Consider the following 14490-nt stretch of genomic DNA (forward strand, 5'->3'; position numbering starts at 1 on the left):
TCTTTTTTTATTGGAAATCGTCAAATTTAAAAATTTGGCGACTTTCCAAATATGCCTTAACTTTGATTAAGCAACTCATTAGCTATGAGCTATATACTTTGTTGGCAACAGTATTTTTAGTCAGGATATTTTACTGCTTCACCTTTTGAAATAAAAACTAAAGCGTCAAAGTGTTTAAGCCAATTAGTTTTATTTTTCTCAAGATTAAATATTCCTTCGTATTCTTTTTCTGCATATTCAGGATTATCACTAATTATTTGTTTTGAGTTCATAAAATAGTTTTTCTCAAGTGAAGGTAAAAAGTGAAGTAAATTTTTCTTGTCATTACTAGATTTTTCTATCCATTTAGGTTTTCTACGTTCGATGAATACAGAAGAAAAAGCAATGTGGTAAGAAATATTAGGATTTGAATTTACAAATTGACTTCCCATAGTTTGGCCTTTCATAAATTCATATTCGTATTTTGCCATATGTGCATTTGCTAACCAAATAATATATTTTTTATCAGGCATTGTTTTAACTAGGAAATCTAGGTTTTTTGCCATTTGACTATCTCTAATTGGTATTCCTTTGCTATTGCTTTTATGAGTTGAATTTATAAGAATATCGCTTTTGTAATTTTTTAAAAACTGTGACCAAAGTTTGTTTAGAATTATTTTATCATTTTTAAGTAGTTTTTCAATTTCTTTTACCAAATAATTTAAATTGTTTTTACCAACTACTTTATTAGCTTTTTTTCTGTTCTTAATATATAATTCAGTTATTTCAATAAATTTTTCATTAAAACTAATTGAGTTAGACTTTAAAAATTCGGCTAATTTTTTTGAAAAATTATTCCAAGTATAGCCAGAACCTAATTGATTATCAAAACCCCAAATTGTGACCTTATGTTCTTTTAAAAATTCAAATAGTTCTTTGCATTGAATAGATCGTGACCAAAAAGAATATAAGTTTATTCTATTATGATCAAAATAAAGTCCAAAAAAATCACCTTCAAATGCAATGTCTCTGTAGCTTTTTTCTAATACTAAATACTTTACAAACTCAGTTTTAGCTAAAAAATCTGAACCAAAATTATGATGAGATTCTCCTAAAAAGACAACTTTTTTGTCAGTTAAATTTATATCTAAAATATCTTTAACATCATCGGTTAATAGATTCTTCATTGAATTCAATTCGTGAATATTCTTCTCGACTTGAGCCAAAATAGAATTTAAACTAAAGACCATAAAAAGTATTACTGTCGTTTTTCTCATATTGTTGCCAACGTGTTTGTGTATGATTAGTGGCGTGCAAAAAGACACTAAATTTCGGATTAACACAGAGCCGAATTTTTATATTTTGTTTTTAATTTTTCTCTTTTTAAAAGCTAAATTAAAAATTTGGCGGACTTTTTAAATATACACAAACTTTTTGGTTAAGCACTTATTAGCTATGTTTTATACACCGTGTTGGCAACAGTTTTTTATTTCAGGATTTTTTCAATTGATTTTCTATCCACTTTTAATGATTTTAGAATGTATTGAGCATATTCCTTATTCGTTTTTTTCATTTTGTCAAATAACTCCATTAAGTCTGTCGCAAATAATCTCTCGTTAACAGTCATTCCTTCAATTCCGATAACTTTTGATGTTCCTTTCATTACTCTTCTTTGTAAGTCAAACCATTCAAGTTGACTTTTTATACGCTTAAGAATATCAGCATCATTGTCATTATGAATATCTCTTAAATTGTAATTTGGATTTCGAGGGTCAGTAGACTTTTGAAATTCATTTATTTTGAGATTAAATAGTGCTTGTCCAAATCTTAATTCTGGGTCATATTCTAAATAACTAGAAATCAAATCAATTATTTCTTTATGCTCTTTTTTCATTTTTTTCTTTAGCCATATTTAATTTTTATCTAATAGTGGTTCAATATCAAATCCGTACATAAATTTATTTAATTGTCCATTTGAACTTTCCAATTCCACAATGTCCATTAACTCCTCGATATATGTGCAAACACGTTCTCTATCTTCTGTATCTAATTCCAGATAAATATCCGCAAATCTAGAAAGTCCAATTCCAATTTTTTCTTGATAGTTTTTATCAGTTGGTTTTTCCGATTCCGCAACAGCTTTAAAATCCGATGCGATTTGATTTATTTTTTCCGTAAAAACTGGTCGCATTTTTTCGTCCGCAATTCCAGGATAAAAATTTTCTTTTACGAACTTTTTCTTTGTTATAAATTCCGCAAACTTTTCATTCGCATTTTCAGGTGTTTTCATTTCATTCGCATTTTGTCCGTAAGCAGATAATGTCAAAAAGATTATAAAAATTTGGATGTATTTCGTCATTTCTCAAATTGATGCCAACGTTGTTGTATAAGAATAGTTGCGGTTTTGTGTGCGAGGATTTTCCGCAGGAAAATCAGACGTAACAAAACTGCAACGACCTTTGGTTAAGCAATAATTTAGCAATTATTTTTATACGGTGTTGGCAACTGGCTTTTCCGTTCAGTTTGGTTAATCCCATATTTGTGGTCTTTCAATTCCAATTGTTCTTAAATAACTCAAAATTTGTCCAGTATGTACAGATTCGTGATAAGCAATTCTGTTCAAATAATCTCCAAGTTGTTTGCTTTGTCCAACTTCTTTTCTCTCAATCTTTACGTTTTCCAATTCCGACTCTTTTAGTCCGTTTATCATACTTAAAAAATCCACTCGATATTTTTCAGAAAAGTCTAATTCATTTTTTAAGTCTGAATATTTTAATTCTTTCCAAGGTGATTGATAACTTCCTAAATTCCCTCGATTTTGGATTATTTTATGGAAAAGATGTTCGCCTTCCAAAACGTGCCTAATCATTTCGATTATCGAAAAAGCGTTTTTATCAGGTTTCCAATTCAGATATTCGCTCGGAATTCCACTCCATAATTTTATACTCCTTCTTCTAATTTCGGAAAAATTTAATAGAATTATTTCGGTTGAATTCATTGTTTGTATTTCGTTTTAAGTTCCGTTTGTATTATACTGATATAGGTTGACTCTTTTTTAGTTAAAATTCTCGGTTCTTAAATCGTTAGTTCATGTAAATTTACTTTATTTTTTCGATACGACTTGTATTTGATATTAGGATTTAAATGTACTTCAGCAGGTTTTCTTAGATTCAGGCTAAAATGGGTTCTCAAATTGTTATAAATATACACCGCTTGTTGTGTCATTTTTTGTGCTAATAGAGTGTTTTTAATGTTTTGTTTTAGTCCGTATTCGTATTTAAGAGTTCTGTTAATGCGTTCAGCTACTGCATTTTCGTAAGGGTCGTATTGTTCAGTCATACTCATTGTAATTCCATTATCTTCAGCAAACTTCGTGTATTTGGGGTTGCAGTATTGGAAACCTCTATCTGAATGGTGAATAAGTTTTTGATTAGGATATTTTCTGTTTTTGATTGCCATAGCTAGCGCATCTGAGCAAAGTGATGTTCTCATATGATTATCAAGTTTGTAACCCATAATTTGCTTAGAATAGGCGTCTGTGACTAATGCTAGGTAGTTGTGTCCTTTTTCTGTTTTAATATAAGTGATATCACTAACCCATAGTTGTTCTGGTCGAGAAGGAACTTGGTCTTTGACCAGGTTTTTATATTTTTTATACATATGGTTTGAGTTTGTGGTTGTGATGTAATTCTTAGTTTTAGGAATCAAAAGGTTATTTAGTCTAAGGAAGCGATAGAACTTATCTCTGCCGATCTTAATATCAGCGTTTATAAAGTTTAGCTTTAGTTCTTTGTATAGCTTAATTCCACCAGTTTTCGAGCCTACCTTTTTGCGGTAGTCCTTCACCAATTTGATTAGTTTTTGATGGTCTATTTCTTGTTTTCGTTGAGCTTTGAGTCTTTTGTAGAATGCTTGTTTGCTAACCCCAAAACATCCATAAAGCCACTTTCTTTTATACGTGCCTTTTTCTTTATCTCTATCTCTTTTGCTAATGTTTTGGGCAATGACTTTTTTGACATATCGACTCCTGTAATAAGTTCCATATCAGCAATAATGTCCTGTTGGAAGTCTTTTTGAAACTCAAGTTCTTCAATCTTTTCCTTTAACTTTTTAATCTCATCGTTTTTACTCATACCATTGTTTTGTTGTACTAAGGTACTGTATTTTCTTAACCAATAGGATATGGTTGTTCTAGGAATATCATATTTTTTAGAAGCTTGGTTATTGGATAATTGTCCGCTAAGGATTTGGTCAACGACTAAAAGTTTAGTTTCTAAAGTTGCTTTTTGATAGCTTTTTTTCGCCAGTGTTCATTTTGTGTTTTCATAAGTGACTGTAATTAATTGCTTAATTTTTAGTCAACCTATTTCAGGAAAGTACAGTTTTCAGCTTGTTGCCAACGTGTTTGTGTATGGTTAGTTGCGTGGTTAGGCAACTAAATTAGCAAACTTTTACGGACCAGAGAAAATTCCGCAGGAATTTTCGCAAGTAAGCACGTAAAAAGCAATTAATTATACACGGCTTAAGTTTGTAATTCATTAAATTAGAAACATAAACAGAAAGTACAAAAGAGAGGAATAAGGTTAATATATACGCAGAGACTATGATCTCGTCAACATTGAAAATCCCCTCTCTTTTACTACCCAGATTTCGTACAGTTCTATGAGGCTTTTAGACCTCGATTTTAAGTCGTTGAAACTCGTGTAGCTTGTCCTTTCAAAAAACATTTTCTTATGAATAAAGATACTAAATATTTCGGAATAGACATCAGTCATTTAGTTTTTGATGTTACAGATTCTGATGGTAATTATTATCAGTTTAAAAACAGTATTTCGGGCTTTAAAAAGTTTACAAAACTGTTAGATTTTAATAGTCATTGTGTAATGGAAGCTACGGGTTATTATCATTACCAATTAGCTTATTATTTACAAGAAGAAGGGATTAAAGTTTCGGTAGAAAATCCCTTAGCCGTAAAACGATTTATACAAATGAAGTTGTCTAAAATAAAGACAGATAAAAGTGACTCAAAGTTGATTTGTGAATATGCCAAAGATGTAAAATTAAAGCTTTTGAAAGGCAACTCAAAGCATCAATTAGAATGTCTTCAAATGACCAGACTCCTTGGTGTGTATACAAAACAAAGCACAATGTTAAAAAATAAACTACATGGCGAAGCTGTTTTAGGCAATCCAAGTAAAGTAGTAGTTAGCTCTTTAAAACGCAGTTTAAAACAAGTTCAGAAAGAGCTAAAAATGATAGAAGATAAATTGTTAGTTTTAGTAAAAGAAGTGCATCAAGATGTTTTAACACGCTTAAAAAGTATTCCAGGAATTGGTCCCAAAACATCATTAATGCTAGTGGTTTTAACCGATGGATTTGATCGTTTTACAAGCGGAAGTGAATTGTGTAGTTACGCTGGTTTAACACCAGTAATCCGTCAAAGTGGAAGTAGTGTAAAAGGACGTCCGCGAATTAGTAAAATAGGAAATCAAAAGCTTCGAAATTTATTATTTATGTGCAGTTTTAATGCCTGTAAATATAACCATGCTTGCAAAGCAATATACGATCGATTAGTAGCCAAAGGGAAGAGTAAAAAATTAGCATTAATAGCCGTTTGTAATAAACTATTAAAACAGGCTTTTGCAATAGCAAAATCAGGACTAAGTTATGATAATAATTACAGAAGTACTTTATTAAAAAATTAATGAGTTTTTACTTGTTTTTTACCACAGTACTTTGTTGTGCAACGTTATTTTTTCAATTTCCGACATTCAATTACTAATTCTTTCATTAAAGAATCGAATTTCTGTTGTTCTTTAAAATTATAATTATTCAAAGTGTCTTGATAAACTTCAAATTCTGAATAACGCATTGCTAAAGTTGATTCCGTTGAAAAACTTCCATCAGGCATTATTCCACCAACTGCTCCAGAACCACCTAATCGAATTCCAGGAAAGTGTTTAATTCCATCAGAATAATTTTCATATCGCTCAATTTTTGTTCTTTCTTTATATTCGTTCACAAAGTAATATTCGTGGTCAATAATTCCGCTTTCAAATTCAGGTTGAATAATTAAAATTCCGCTTTTTGGTATTTCTAATATTCGACGACCATTTTCAATGGAAGGATTTATTCCGCAGTCTTCTCCGTAAACTATTTTTATTTTTCCAGAATAATTTTCAGGTATCAGATATGTTTCAGGTTCTCCTGTATTAATTTTAGTCCAAATTGGCCAATATATTATTATCAAAACTGCAAAGGATAAAATCCATATAAGTTTTGTTTTTAGTTTTCGTTTACTCAATAAAATGAAGATTACTCCAAGAATAAATATTGGTAATCCTATCACAGCAAAGAAAGCCATAAAAGTTAATCCAATTCCGCCTAATACAAGAAATGTAATTCCAATATTGAAAAGTATGTCGCTTGTTTTTCGGTTCATTCTAATGATGCACAACGTTTAGTATAAAACACGTAGGGCATAGGATAAGCACTTCACTTCGGTTTTACACTTAGCCAAATATAATATTTTGTATTTATCTTTTATATCGAAATGCCAAATTTTATATTTGGCGGACTTCATAAATAAACACAGAACTTTGGAGTTACCACAAAAGCCCTATGTTTTTTATACATTGTTATGCATTCGTTTCTTTTGGTATCATTATTCCTAAAATATCTCAATTTTCATCTTCTGAAATTTTAAATCAAAGTCAAAAATTCTATTTTTAGTGTTTTTCATTTCATTAATCTTATTGGCTGTATATCAATTCATTATTTGTTTTTTTTATATTGCTATTCCCAGTATCTTTGTTTTTTTGGAATTAAATCAATAAATTCTCCTCTTTTAGAGTTCCATATCGGTAATGTAGAGTCTTCTAAAACCCATTCTCCATAATTTGTTATAAATTGATAATTTTCAAAATCCATATAGATTTTAGGTAATAATTTATATACTTTGTCATAAACAATATATAATTCATTTAATTTAGTTTTAGAAATCCTAAATTCTTCAATCAAATCTATGAATTCTTTATTTTTATCAATGTCATTTAACTGATGTGAAATTCCATATTGTCCCCATTCATTCATTAACCAGTAATCAATAGGAGATAAATACCACCTATTTTCATTGTTTATTTTGATAAATGAAATTACAGACGGTTCAAAAATTAGTTCGTCAATTTTCGAATTTTCCATAGTTTATTTGATTTTTTTAAATGATGCATAACGGTTACGTATAAGAATAGTTGCGGCTTTACGTGCGAGGATTTTCCGCAGGAAAATCAGATGCAGGCAAACACGCAATTGCCTTTGATTAAGCACTAAACCGCAATTATTTTTATACGGTGTTGGGCATAGTTATTTTTTCGTTTTCATCTTTGGTTTTCCAACTTTTTCCAGTTTCAAATCCAGCTCTTTTCTTCTTCGTTCAATTTTCTTTGGTTGAACAAAAACGAAGTCGAATAAAGCTTCTATAATTTCAATCAGCCATTCTGCTTCTCCTGTTTCCACAGGAACAATTTCTCCTGTACTTTTATCTTTAGTTGGATGAGCTGCAAAATTCCCAACATTCCTTAAAGCGTCTACTGCGTCAGTTATGTGGGAAGGAATTCCGTCTAATTGGATAAATTCACCAATCTCTTGAGCTAAGCTTTTTTTCTCAATATTGAATTCTTCTCTCAATATATTCTGTAGTAATCTACGATTTAATGCTGCTGATGCTTTTGGACTGATAGATAAAATCATAAGTGATTCTTCATAATCCTCTAAATATTCTTTTGGTATGTCTTTTATATTTTGAAATTTTGATTTGCTCGGATAAATCATTGTCTCAACTTCTGATTCAATTTCCCAATCGATTGGGCTTAATCCATTAAATTTCTGTTCAAATAAATTAACCACTAATTTTTCACAATTTGGACAATGAGCAAATGCTAATTTATGAACCAAATTATTTTCAGGTGCATCAAATGAAGTAGAATCCCAGTCGAAATTTACTTTTGCAGAACAATGAGGACAAAGCATATTTTATTTAAATTTTGTGATTGTTTATTATGTTTTCTGGGTTTCTTTTAATTATGCCCAACGTGTTTGTATATGGTTTGTTGCGTGGTTTAAGCAACTAATTTAGTAAATAATTACCGACCAAGAAAGTCCGCGAGGACTTTCGTAAGTAGGCGAGAAGCCAGCAATAAATTATATACGGTGTTACCTGCTGGCTTTTTCATTTTCATAGTCCCAATATAATTGTACAAAACCGTTTATAGATTGAAGTCTTAATGTTAGGTTTTCAAATTTCCATTTTCTTCCTTCCCACTTTTCATTGTTATATTCATCTGGTTTTAATTCTCCCTCGTTATTTAAGTCTGTTCCAAAATATATTAATAATCGTTTGACTAAGATTTCTACTTCTTTTGGTATAATGAACCAATTTGTTGGCTTATCTTGACTTAAAAAGGTTGAACTTTCTTCTGATTCATCTGTTGGGTAAAAGCAAATAATTTTATTAAAAAAACCAAATAAAAAGAATGGAAAATAGTATGTCTTGTAAATTCCGTCTTCAGTTTTTGATTCATAAAAATTTTCTGAATTAAGAATGTCTTGTATGATTCTTAAATCTACTATTGGATTGTTATAATCTAAAAATTTTTTGTAAAAATCGATGAACTCATCTGGTTTAAACACTCTTGTATTAATGTTCAGTTTTTCATAGACTTTTTTGGTCTTTTTATAAGACTTCTTGTCATTAATCACATAAATATTACAAGTAGAAGCAAAAGAAGCGTGAAATCCATCATCAGTTGTATTTTTGAATGTTTCCTTTCTTCCTTTTTTTATATTCACTTTATCTTCTTGATAACCGTGCATATCTAGTTTAAGATATTCATTTGTAATGTCATCAAACCATTGTGGACTGTATTTTGATTCCTGTTTTAATTGGTCAAGTGAAACACCTAGTTTGTCATAACTTTTTTGAATTAAATCAAAAGGGTTTTCTGTGTTGAAAATTTTATCTCTATTGATTCCTGTACCACTTTGGACAGTTTGCCTTAAATCTTTGTAACCTTCTAATTCGTTCAGATTGAAGTTCATTTTACTGAAACTTTTAAAAAATCCGTCCATTGTTGGGTTTTCTTTTAAGCCAGGAAACATTTTATCCATAATTTTAGAACTTTCCGGATTATCGAAAGCTTGCTTAAAAGATTCCTCTATAGGTAAAGATTTGAGTAAGTCAAATATTGGTTTTACTAGACTTTTAGATAATTCATCATCTTCAAAATTTTTCATTAATCCATCAATGCTCAAATCGGTAAAGGTGTTTTTGTCCGAGATATTTTGCTCGAATAATTTTTTTGGCGGATAAAAATCTAGAACAATTCCTTTACCATTATTAAATAGACAATATTCGTTGGTAACGCTTGAAATAAATTCTAAATCAGAATTAATATATTCTTTTTGTTCAGGTGAATTATTGAAATTTGAAGATAAATCGTTTATATGTGATGTTGAAAACGGAATTAATAATTTTTCGTTGTCTTGAATTATTTCTTTTAACTCGGAATGCTTACCGTTTTTCATTTGTGATAGAACATTCCAGTCAAAATATATTTTAATCATTTTTTAGTATTTCAAGGCGTATGAGTGAGTTCAGCTTGCAGGTAACTGGTTATATAACAACTAATATAGTTGTTTTTGGGATTATATTTCCCGTTATGACAACTTTTAGTAACTTAAATCAAATAAGTTTCATTTTATTATAGCTGTATTATTAAAAGCTAAATTACAATAATGCGTTTGCAAGTATAATACGTATAACTACGTATTTTTATTTAAAAGCAGTCCTATTACTTTTATATGGTTTTAGTAATTATACGTTTTAATGATGGATTCAATATTTAGTAGACCAATTTTAGGAAAGTACAGGGTTTAAATGTTGTCTAAGGTCTTGTATTTGAAAAGTAACAGAATAAACTGCGATTACTTACAATTTAGTAATAAAGATAACAGAAAAGCGCAAACTTTATAGTTTGCACTTAACTACTATTTTTATATGCAGGTTATCTAAAGTATTTTTACTGGTTTCTTATTTTGGTCAATCGCAACAAATGTAAATTCTCCTGAGACCGCTTTTTCTCGTGACTCTGTGTACATTTCCTCAACAAAAATATCTACAGTCACTTTTAAACTTGTGTTTCCTACATGGGTAACGTATCCATCAAGTTCTATTATGGTGCCTGCTGGTATAGGCTTTTTAAAGTCAATTTTATCACTACTGACAGTTACCATTTGTTGTCGACTAAACCTTGTTGCTGTTATAAAAGCCGTTTCGTCCATTAATTGCATTGCTGTACCACCAAAAAGAGTGTCGTAATGATTAGTTGTATTAGGAAAAACTGCTTTAAAGATTTTGGTTCTTGACTTTTTTGTTTTTTGCTCTATGTCCATTTATATTACTTGTTTTTCTAATGCTAAAAAATGCGTTGTTGTTTTGTGGTAAAGGGGTATAATTTTTACTTCACATTTATAGATTGATTTGTCTTTGCGGTGATTGATTATTACTTCCTTGAACGGTTTGTTAAGTTTAATTTTAGTCTTAATCCTTGCTTTTGTTGTTAACGAGGTATTACTGCCTTGTAAAAATCTAGGTGATTTGTTTAATGCAAATGATTTTGAATAACCAGTCATAGAAGTGAAACCATCATTTACCCATATAATTTTTTGATTTTTATCAGTAATGATCAAGGCATCATAATCGTTTTCAGAAAAATCAATTTCAAGGTCATTCTGCCAATTAAATTGTTTTGCAAAAGCAAGTACTTTTTCTAATTCTATTCTTTTTTTTGCTTCAGTCATTCTATCATGATGACCACTCATATAAATATCCCAACTCAATAATGGCATCTGTTTTGATTTTTTAGCACCAATTTTATGTTTCATTTTGTCGTATTCCTCATTTGTGAGATTTGATAAATAGATGTCCAAAGCGTTCATCTTAGAAAGGTTATATTTCATGTTTTTTTATATTGTAGGCTAATGTTTTAGTGTAGGATTGTTTAAGGACTAAAGTTAGCAAATAAATGATAGATAGAAGGTTCAGAAAGTTTTTTGTTAAAGTAGGAGAGTACTAGCAATTAATTATGTTTGGTGTTTGCAATTGGTTTTATTTTATTCGTTCATTTATTTTTTCAAACCATAAATCTCTTTCATTAACAACAAAATCGAATTGTTTTTCATTTTTAGTTATTATTCTGATTCCATTGTCAATCAGTTTCGCAGTTTTTCTTTTTACAATTTGTTTAATATTTACATAATCAATATCTGTTTGTCCTTTTTGTATGTTAATTTTATGTGATTTAAAAATAATTTTTTTATTCGTTAAGAAAATTTTTCCTCCAACTCCTTCAATACCACGAAACAAATTTGCAGGACCTTCGATTTGAATAATTTCTTCTGTTTCCAAATTCGGTTTGATCTTTATACCGACCTTATTAGAAAATTTTCCTGCTAGTTTTTCATTTATGAAAGGAAATCCTATTCCGAAAAATATCCCGAAAAAAGCACCTTGAAATAATAAGTTATTTACAGAATAAATTTTTTCCTCTGAGAAATAATCAAATAACCAAAGTGTAAATGAATATGTTATTGCAGTTCCGATTGCAAATAATATTCGAAATTTCAAGCTCGGTTTTCTTAATTTTGTTCCTATTTCCATAATGTTATTTTTAAATGCTGTACAATTAGGTTGTGCATATTTTTGTTGCTTGTTTATATGACTAATTTAGCAAATAAATCACAGATAGAAAGTCTAGAAGTTTTTTTGTAAAAGTAAGGTAGTGCTAGCAATTAATTATGTTTGGTGTTTGCAATTGGTTTTATTATACAGCGTTTAATTTTATAATCTGCTAAATTAGTAGGGTAGTTAAAAAGTGATTTTAGCTTTAATTGAGGTGATTTAGTTAATGTTGTAACGTTACAAAATGTTATTGTTTAAGAGTTGTTATGCTACATTTTTTAGTTTATAAATCCATTAATCTTTTAAACGTTTTATGTCTAATAATTTTCTGAGATTAATTATTGAGTTTTTATTGAATATTATTTAGTAATGGAATAATTAGCTAAAGTTAATAGAGCTTATCTTAATATGATAATTCATTTAGAAGTTTTAATCCAGAATCAGTAGGTTTTTCTTTTATAAGATCCATAATTAAGTCTTTATTCTCTTGACTAGAAACGTACTTTTCTATTATCTTTTTTACAATTTCAGGATCTGGAGTATACCTTTCATCATATTTACTATGAAGACTGCTGTCATAGCGATTACCATAAAAAAAGGCTTTGTAAATATATCTTCCATATTTATACCAATTTTTAAATTTTCAGAAAAATGAGTATTTAATGTTACATCATTTTTTAGGTTAATTAGGGCTTTTGCCATTACTATTGATATTATTAAAGATGCTACATCCCATAACGTTTCATCATTTCCATCATTTTCATCATTTCCATCATTTTCATCATTTGGTATACCCCCCAAGTTATAATCTATATCTGCTTTTTTATAAGAAGCATTAATCCAATCCTCTATTTTATGTAAAGAAAGTCTTTTGTTTTCTTTGTAATCGCACCAGCAAGTAAAATTATATTGATAAAAATAAAGAACTAATCCATGTATCTTATTATTCTTAGCCATTATTAAATCCTTACAACTAATAGTAAGGTTATGTTCCATTAACTCCATCCATTTCATTTCTGAAATATCGATTTTGTCGGACCCTAACAATCCTAATTTCTCTAATAATAGATTACCTTGTTTTGCATACGCCTTTGCATTTGATTTAGAGAGTCTCTTTGCCCATTTTACAATAGGATGACTTTTAGGAAGGTCAGGTTTAAAATCATTGTGGTTTAATAACCATTTTGCTACTTTAGTGTAAAACTCAAGATGCTTAGTATCTTCTAGCCCATTATCATTAACGTAAGGAGTTAGCATCTCGCCTTCATGACTCATCCATAAATCTATAATTGGTTTTATAGGTATATCATTATAATTTTCTAGGCGTTCAATTTTAAAATCTGTTTTAAGTAATATTTGATGTTGTGTTTTTATATTAAAATTTTTAAATCCTTCATAATTGTACAAATCTTCTGAAAAGCGAAACAACATCTGATTACACCATTCTCCATTAAAACGCCTTGTGTTAAGAATTTCTATAATTTCTTTCTCTGTGCAATTTTCCGCTAATACTATATCCGAATAAGAAATTTCCTTGTAAGGATTATCATTAGTATTATCTAAAAAATGATAGCTGAATTTCTCCGAAAGTCTTTGCAGACACTTTTTTACTTTACTCATAACATTTATAATTATATTGACTTAGTATTATACTAATGTAGCTTGTCTCTTTTTTTGTTAGTATATATTGTTTTTTAATTGTTAGTCAAGTTAAACCTCTCTATTTCAAAATGCTTATTGTAGACTGTAATATTCAACTCCTAAAAACCACTTAACTTCCGCTAAGTGGTTTTTTATTAATAATTGCTATTTATTAGTTTTTGTTGATGTTATCACTATGTTTAGATTTAATTATGACTATAACCATCACCAAGTTGAAGGCTTAATATTATACCATGTGTACTTCCAAAAGTCGTATTTTTGTTAGCTAGATTATAAGTGTATATTGCACGTAAGTTATTATGCAGATAGACTCCTGCTAAAAAGTTTATAGAATTACTGGTTCTATAACCTGTACCTATTTCTAGTTTGTTTTTATAACTAAGCGACACATTAAAATCGGTTTGTAGTGGTGCACCATCTTCATGTTTTATTAAAATATTTGGTTTTATCATAAAGTCTTTAAATCGATTATTATAAAAACGATAACCAAAGTAACCGTAATAAGGACTGTTTAATACTAAGTCACTATCGGACGCTAAGCTGTCTCCCATAACATTTGGTGTAGATACTCCAACATAAAAGGCTGCATGATTAAATAGAAAACTGAAACCGATAGTTGGAATTGTTGCATTTATATTTTGTGAGAACTTAGGATCGTCTAAAATCCCTAATTCTGTTAAATTACTTTGGTATTGTTGTAATCCTGCGGTGATACCAAAAGATAAGACTCCTGCATCATACAATTGCCAATAGGGTCTATTGCTTTTAAAGTCGAAAAATATTTTATAAGAATAGGCAGCGAAAAAAGAGGTGGAGGTAGTAACCCCTATTTGATCCCGTGTGATACCAGCACCAATTCCTATTTTATTTCTATTTAGCGAACCGTGTCCACTTAATGAAAAGCTCTTTGGACTTCCTTCAAATTGATTGAAAAAGCCAGTATTACTTATCGTGAATTCTGTGTTTTCTGTTAACCCAGCGTATGCTGGGTTAATAATAAAAGGGTTATAATTATACTCCGAAAAAGTAGGGGTTTGCTGAGCTTTTAAGCAGTAGGTAAACCCTATAATTATGGCAAGAGTGATTGTTTTTTTTGTGATTTTCATTGCTTT

Annotated in this window: 15 protein-coding genes; 1 reads left to right on the plus strand and 14 read right to left on the minus strand. The window is 29.5% G+C overall.

Annotated features, from left to right (window positions below):
* Positions 1-116: 116 nt before the first annotated feature.
* The 5 genes from AC0L4B_RS10985 to AC0L4B_RS11005 all read right to left on the minus strand — a co-directional run bounded on the left by AC0L4B_RS10985 (position 117) and on the right by AC0L4B_RS11005 (position 3984).
* A complete protein-coding gene (locus AC0L4B_RS10985; protein ID WP_473436941.1) occupies positions 117-1166 on the minus strand; it encodes an erythromycin esterase family protein in 1050 nt (349 codons plus the stop codon).
* Between the two features lie 299 nt (positions 1167-1465).
* On the minus strand, positions 1466-1873 hold the full coding sequence (locus AC0L4B_RS10990; protein ID WP_473436942.1) for a hypothetical protein: 408 nt from the start codon (positions 1871-1873) through the stop codon (positions 1466-1468).
* 18 nt (positions 1874-1891) lie between these two features.
* Positions 1892-2269 (minus strand): DUF4844 domain-containing protein, encoded by a 378-nt coding sequence (locus tag AC0L4B_RS10995; protein WP_473436943.1) that lies wholly within the window; start codon positions 2267-2269, stop codon positions 1892-1894.
* A gap of 237 nt (positions 2270-2506) precedes the next feature.
* A complete protein-coding gene (locus AC0L4B_RS11000; RefSeq protein ID WP_473436944.1) occupies positions 2507-2977 on the minus strand; it encodes a DinB family protein in 471 nt (156 codons plus the stop codon).
* Positions 2978-3054: 77 nt separating this feature from the next.
* The gene (locus AC0L4B_RS11005; protein WP_473439436.1) at positions 3055-3984 is read right to left on the minus strand and encodes an IS3 family transposase; all 930 of its coding nucleotides are present in this window, start codon (positions 3982-3984) and stop codon (positions 3055-3057) included.
* 728 nt (positions 3985-4712) lie between these two features.
* Here AC0L4B_RS11005 and AC0L4B_RS11010 point away from each other — a divergent pair.
* Positions 4713-5684, plus strand: coding sequence for an IS110 family RNA-guided transposase (locus AC0L4B_RS11010; RefSeq protein WP_473436945.1), 972 nt, complete (start codon positions 4713-4715; stop codon positions 5682-5684).
* Positions 5685-5728: 44 nt separating this feature from the next.
* Here AC0L4B_RS11010 and AC0L4B_RS11015 read toward each other — a convergent pair whose 3' ends face one another.
* The 9 genes from AC0L4B_RS11015 to AC0L4B_RS11055 all read right to left on the minus strand — a co-directional run bounded on the left by AC0L4B_RS11015 (position 5729) and on the right by AC0L4B_RS11055 (position 14484).
* Positions 5729-6421 carry a DUF6843 domain-containing protein gene (locus tag AC0L4B_RS11015; protein WP_473436946.1) on the minus strand — a complete coding sequence of 231 codons (693 nt, stop codon included), beginning with the start codon at positions 6419-6421 and terminating at the stop codon, positions 5729-5731.
* A 353-nt stretch (positions 6422-6774) separates the two neighbouring features.
* On the minus strand, positions 6775-7179 hold the full coding sequence (locus AC0L4B_RS11020) for a hypothetical protein (RefSeq protein WP_473436947.1): 405 nt from the start codon (positions 7177-7179) through the stop codon (positions 6775-6777).
* A gap of 162 nt (positions 7180-7341) precedes the next feature.
* Positions 7342-8007: a DUF4145 domain-containing protein gene (locus AC0L4B_RS11025; RefSeq protein ID WP_473436948.1), complete on the minus strand. Its 666-nt coding sequence runs from the start codon at positions 8005-8007 to the stop codon at positions 7342-7344.
* A gap of 183 nt (positions 8008-8190) precedes the next feature.
* Positions 8191-9600, minus strand: coding sequence for a hypothetical protein (locus AC0L4B_RS11030; RefSeq protein ID WP_473436949.1), 1410 nt, complete (start codon positions 9598-9600; stop codon positions 8191-8193).
* A 444-nt stretch (positions 9601-10044) separates the two neighbouring features.
* Positions 10045-10428, minus strand: a complete 384-nt coding sequence (locus tag AC0L4B_RS11035; protein WP_473436950.1) for an acyl-CoA thioesterase — start codon at positions 10426-10428, stop codon at positions 10045-10047.
* Complete coding sequence (locus tag AC0L4B_RS11040) at positions 10429-10995, minus strand: PAS domain-containing protein (protein ID WP_473436951.1); 567 nt, start codon at positions 10993-10995, stop codon at positions 10429-10431.
* 148 nt (positions 10996-11143) lie between these two features.
* Positions 11144-11695: a GRAM domain-containing protein gene (locus AC0L4B_RS11045; RefSeq protein WP_473436952.1), complete on the minus strand. Its 552-nt coding sequence runs from the start codon at positions 11693-11695 to the stop codon at positions 11144-11146.
* Between the two features lie 540 nt (positions 11696-12235).
* Positions 12236-13336, minus strand: coding sequence for a hypothetical protein (locus AC0L4B_RS11050; protein ID WP_473436953.1), 1101 nt, complete (start codon positions 13334-13336; stop codon positions 12236-12238).
* Positions 13337-13563: 227 nt separating this feature from the next.
* Positions 13564-14484: a PorP/SprF family type IX secretion system membrane protein gene (locus tag AC0L4B_RS11055; protein WP_473436954.1), complete on the minus strand. Its 921-nt coding sequence runs from the start codon at positions 14482-14484 to the stop codon at positions 13564-13566.
* Between the last annotated feature and the right edge of the window lie 6 nt (positions 14485-14490).

The sequence above is a fragment of the Olleya sp. NP1-10 genome, from assembly GCF_055804415.1.

What these genes read in the sequence shown, in the direction of transcription:
- AC0L4B_RS10985 (WP_473436941.1), bottom strand. Translation starts at nt 1,166, where the DNA reads ATGAAGAATCTATTAACCGATGATGTTAAAGATATTTTAGATATAAAT.
- AC0L4B_RS10990 (WP_473436942.1), bottom strand. Translation starts at nt 1,873, where the DNA reads ATGAAAAAAGAGCATAAAGAAATAATTGATTTGATTTCTAGTTATTTA.
- AC0L4B_RS10995 (WP_473436943.1), bottom strand. Translation starts at nt 2,269, where the DNA reads ATGAAAACACCTGAAAATGCGAATGAAAAGTTTGCGGAATTTATAACA.
- AC0L4B_RS11000 (WP_473436944.1), bottom strand. Translation starts at nt 2,977, where the DNA reads ATGAATTCAACCGAAATAATTCTATTAAATTTTTCCGAAATTAGAAGA.
- AC0L4B_RS11010 (WP_473436945.1), top strand. Translation starts at nt 4,713, where the DNA reads ATGAATAAAGATACTAAATATTTCGGAATAGACATCAGTCATTTAGTT.
- AC0L4B_RS11015 (WP_473436946.1), bottom strand. Translation starts at nt 6,421, where the DNA reads ATGAACCGAAAAACAAGCGACATACTTTTCAATATTGGAATTACATTT.
- AC0L4B_RS11020 (WP_473436947.1), bottom strand. Translation starts at nt 7,179, where the DNA reads ATGGAAAATTCGAAAATTGACGAACTAATTTTTGAACCGTCTGTAATT.
- AC0L4B_RS11025 (WP_473436948.1), bottom strand. Translation starts at nt 8,007, where the DNA reads ATGCTTTGTCCTCATTGTTCTGCAAAAGTAAATTTCGACTGGGATTCT.
- AC0L4B_RS11030 (WP_473436949.1), bottom strand. Translation starts at nt 9,600, where the DNA reads ATGATTAAAATATATTTTGACTGGAATGTTCTATCACAAATGAAAAAC.
- AC0L4B_RS11035 (WP_473436950.1), bottom strand. Translation starts at nt 10,428, where the DNA reads ATGGACATAGAGCAAAAAACAAAAAAGTCAAGAACCAAAATCTTTAAA.
- AC0L4B_RS11040 (WP_473436951.1), bottom strand. Translation starts at nt 10,995, where the DNA reads ATGAAATATAACCTTTCTAAGATGAACGCTTTGGACATCTATTTATCA.
- AC0L4B_RS11045 (WP_473436952.1), bottom strand. Translation starts at nt 11,695, where the DNA reads ATGGAAATAGGAACAAAATTAAGAAAACCGAGCTTGAAATTTCGAATA.
- AC0L4B_RS11050 (WP_473436953.1), bottom strand. Translation starts at nt 13,336, where the DNA reads ATGAGTAAAGTAAAAAAGTGTCTGCAAAGACTTTCGGAGAAATTCAGC.
- AC0L4B_RS11055 (WP_473436954.1), bottom strand. Translation starts at nt 14,484, where the DNA reads ATGAAAATCACAAAAAAAACAATCACTCTTGCCATAATTATAGGGTTT.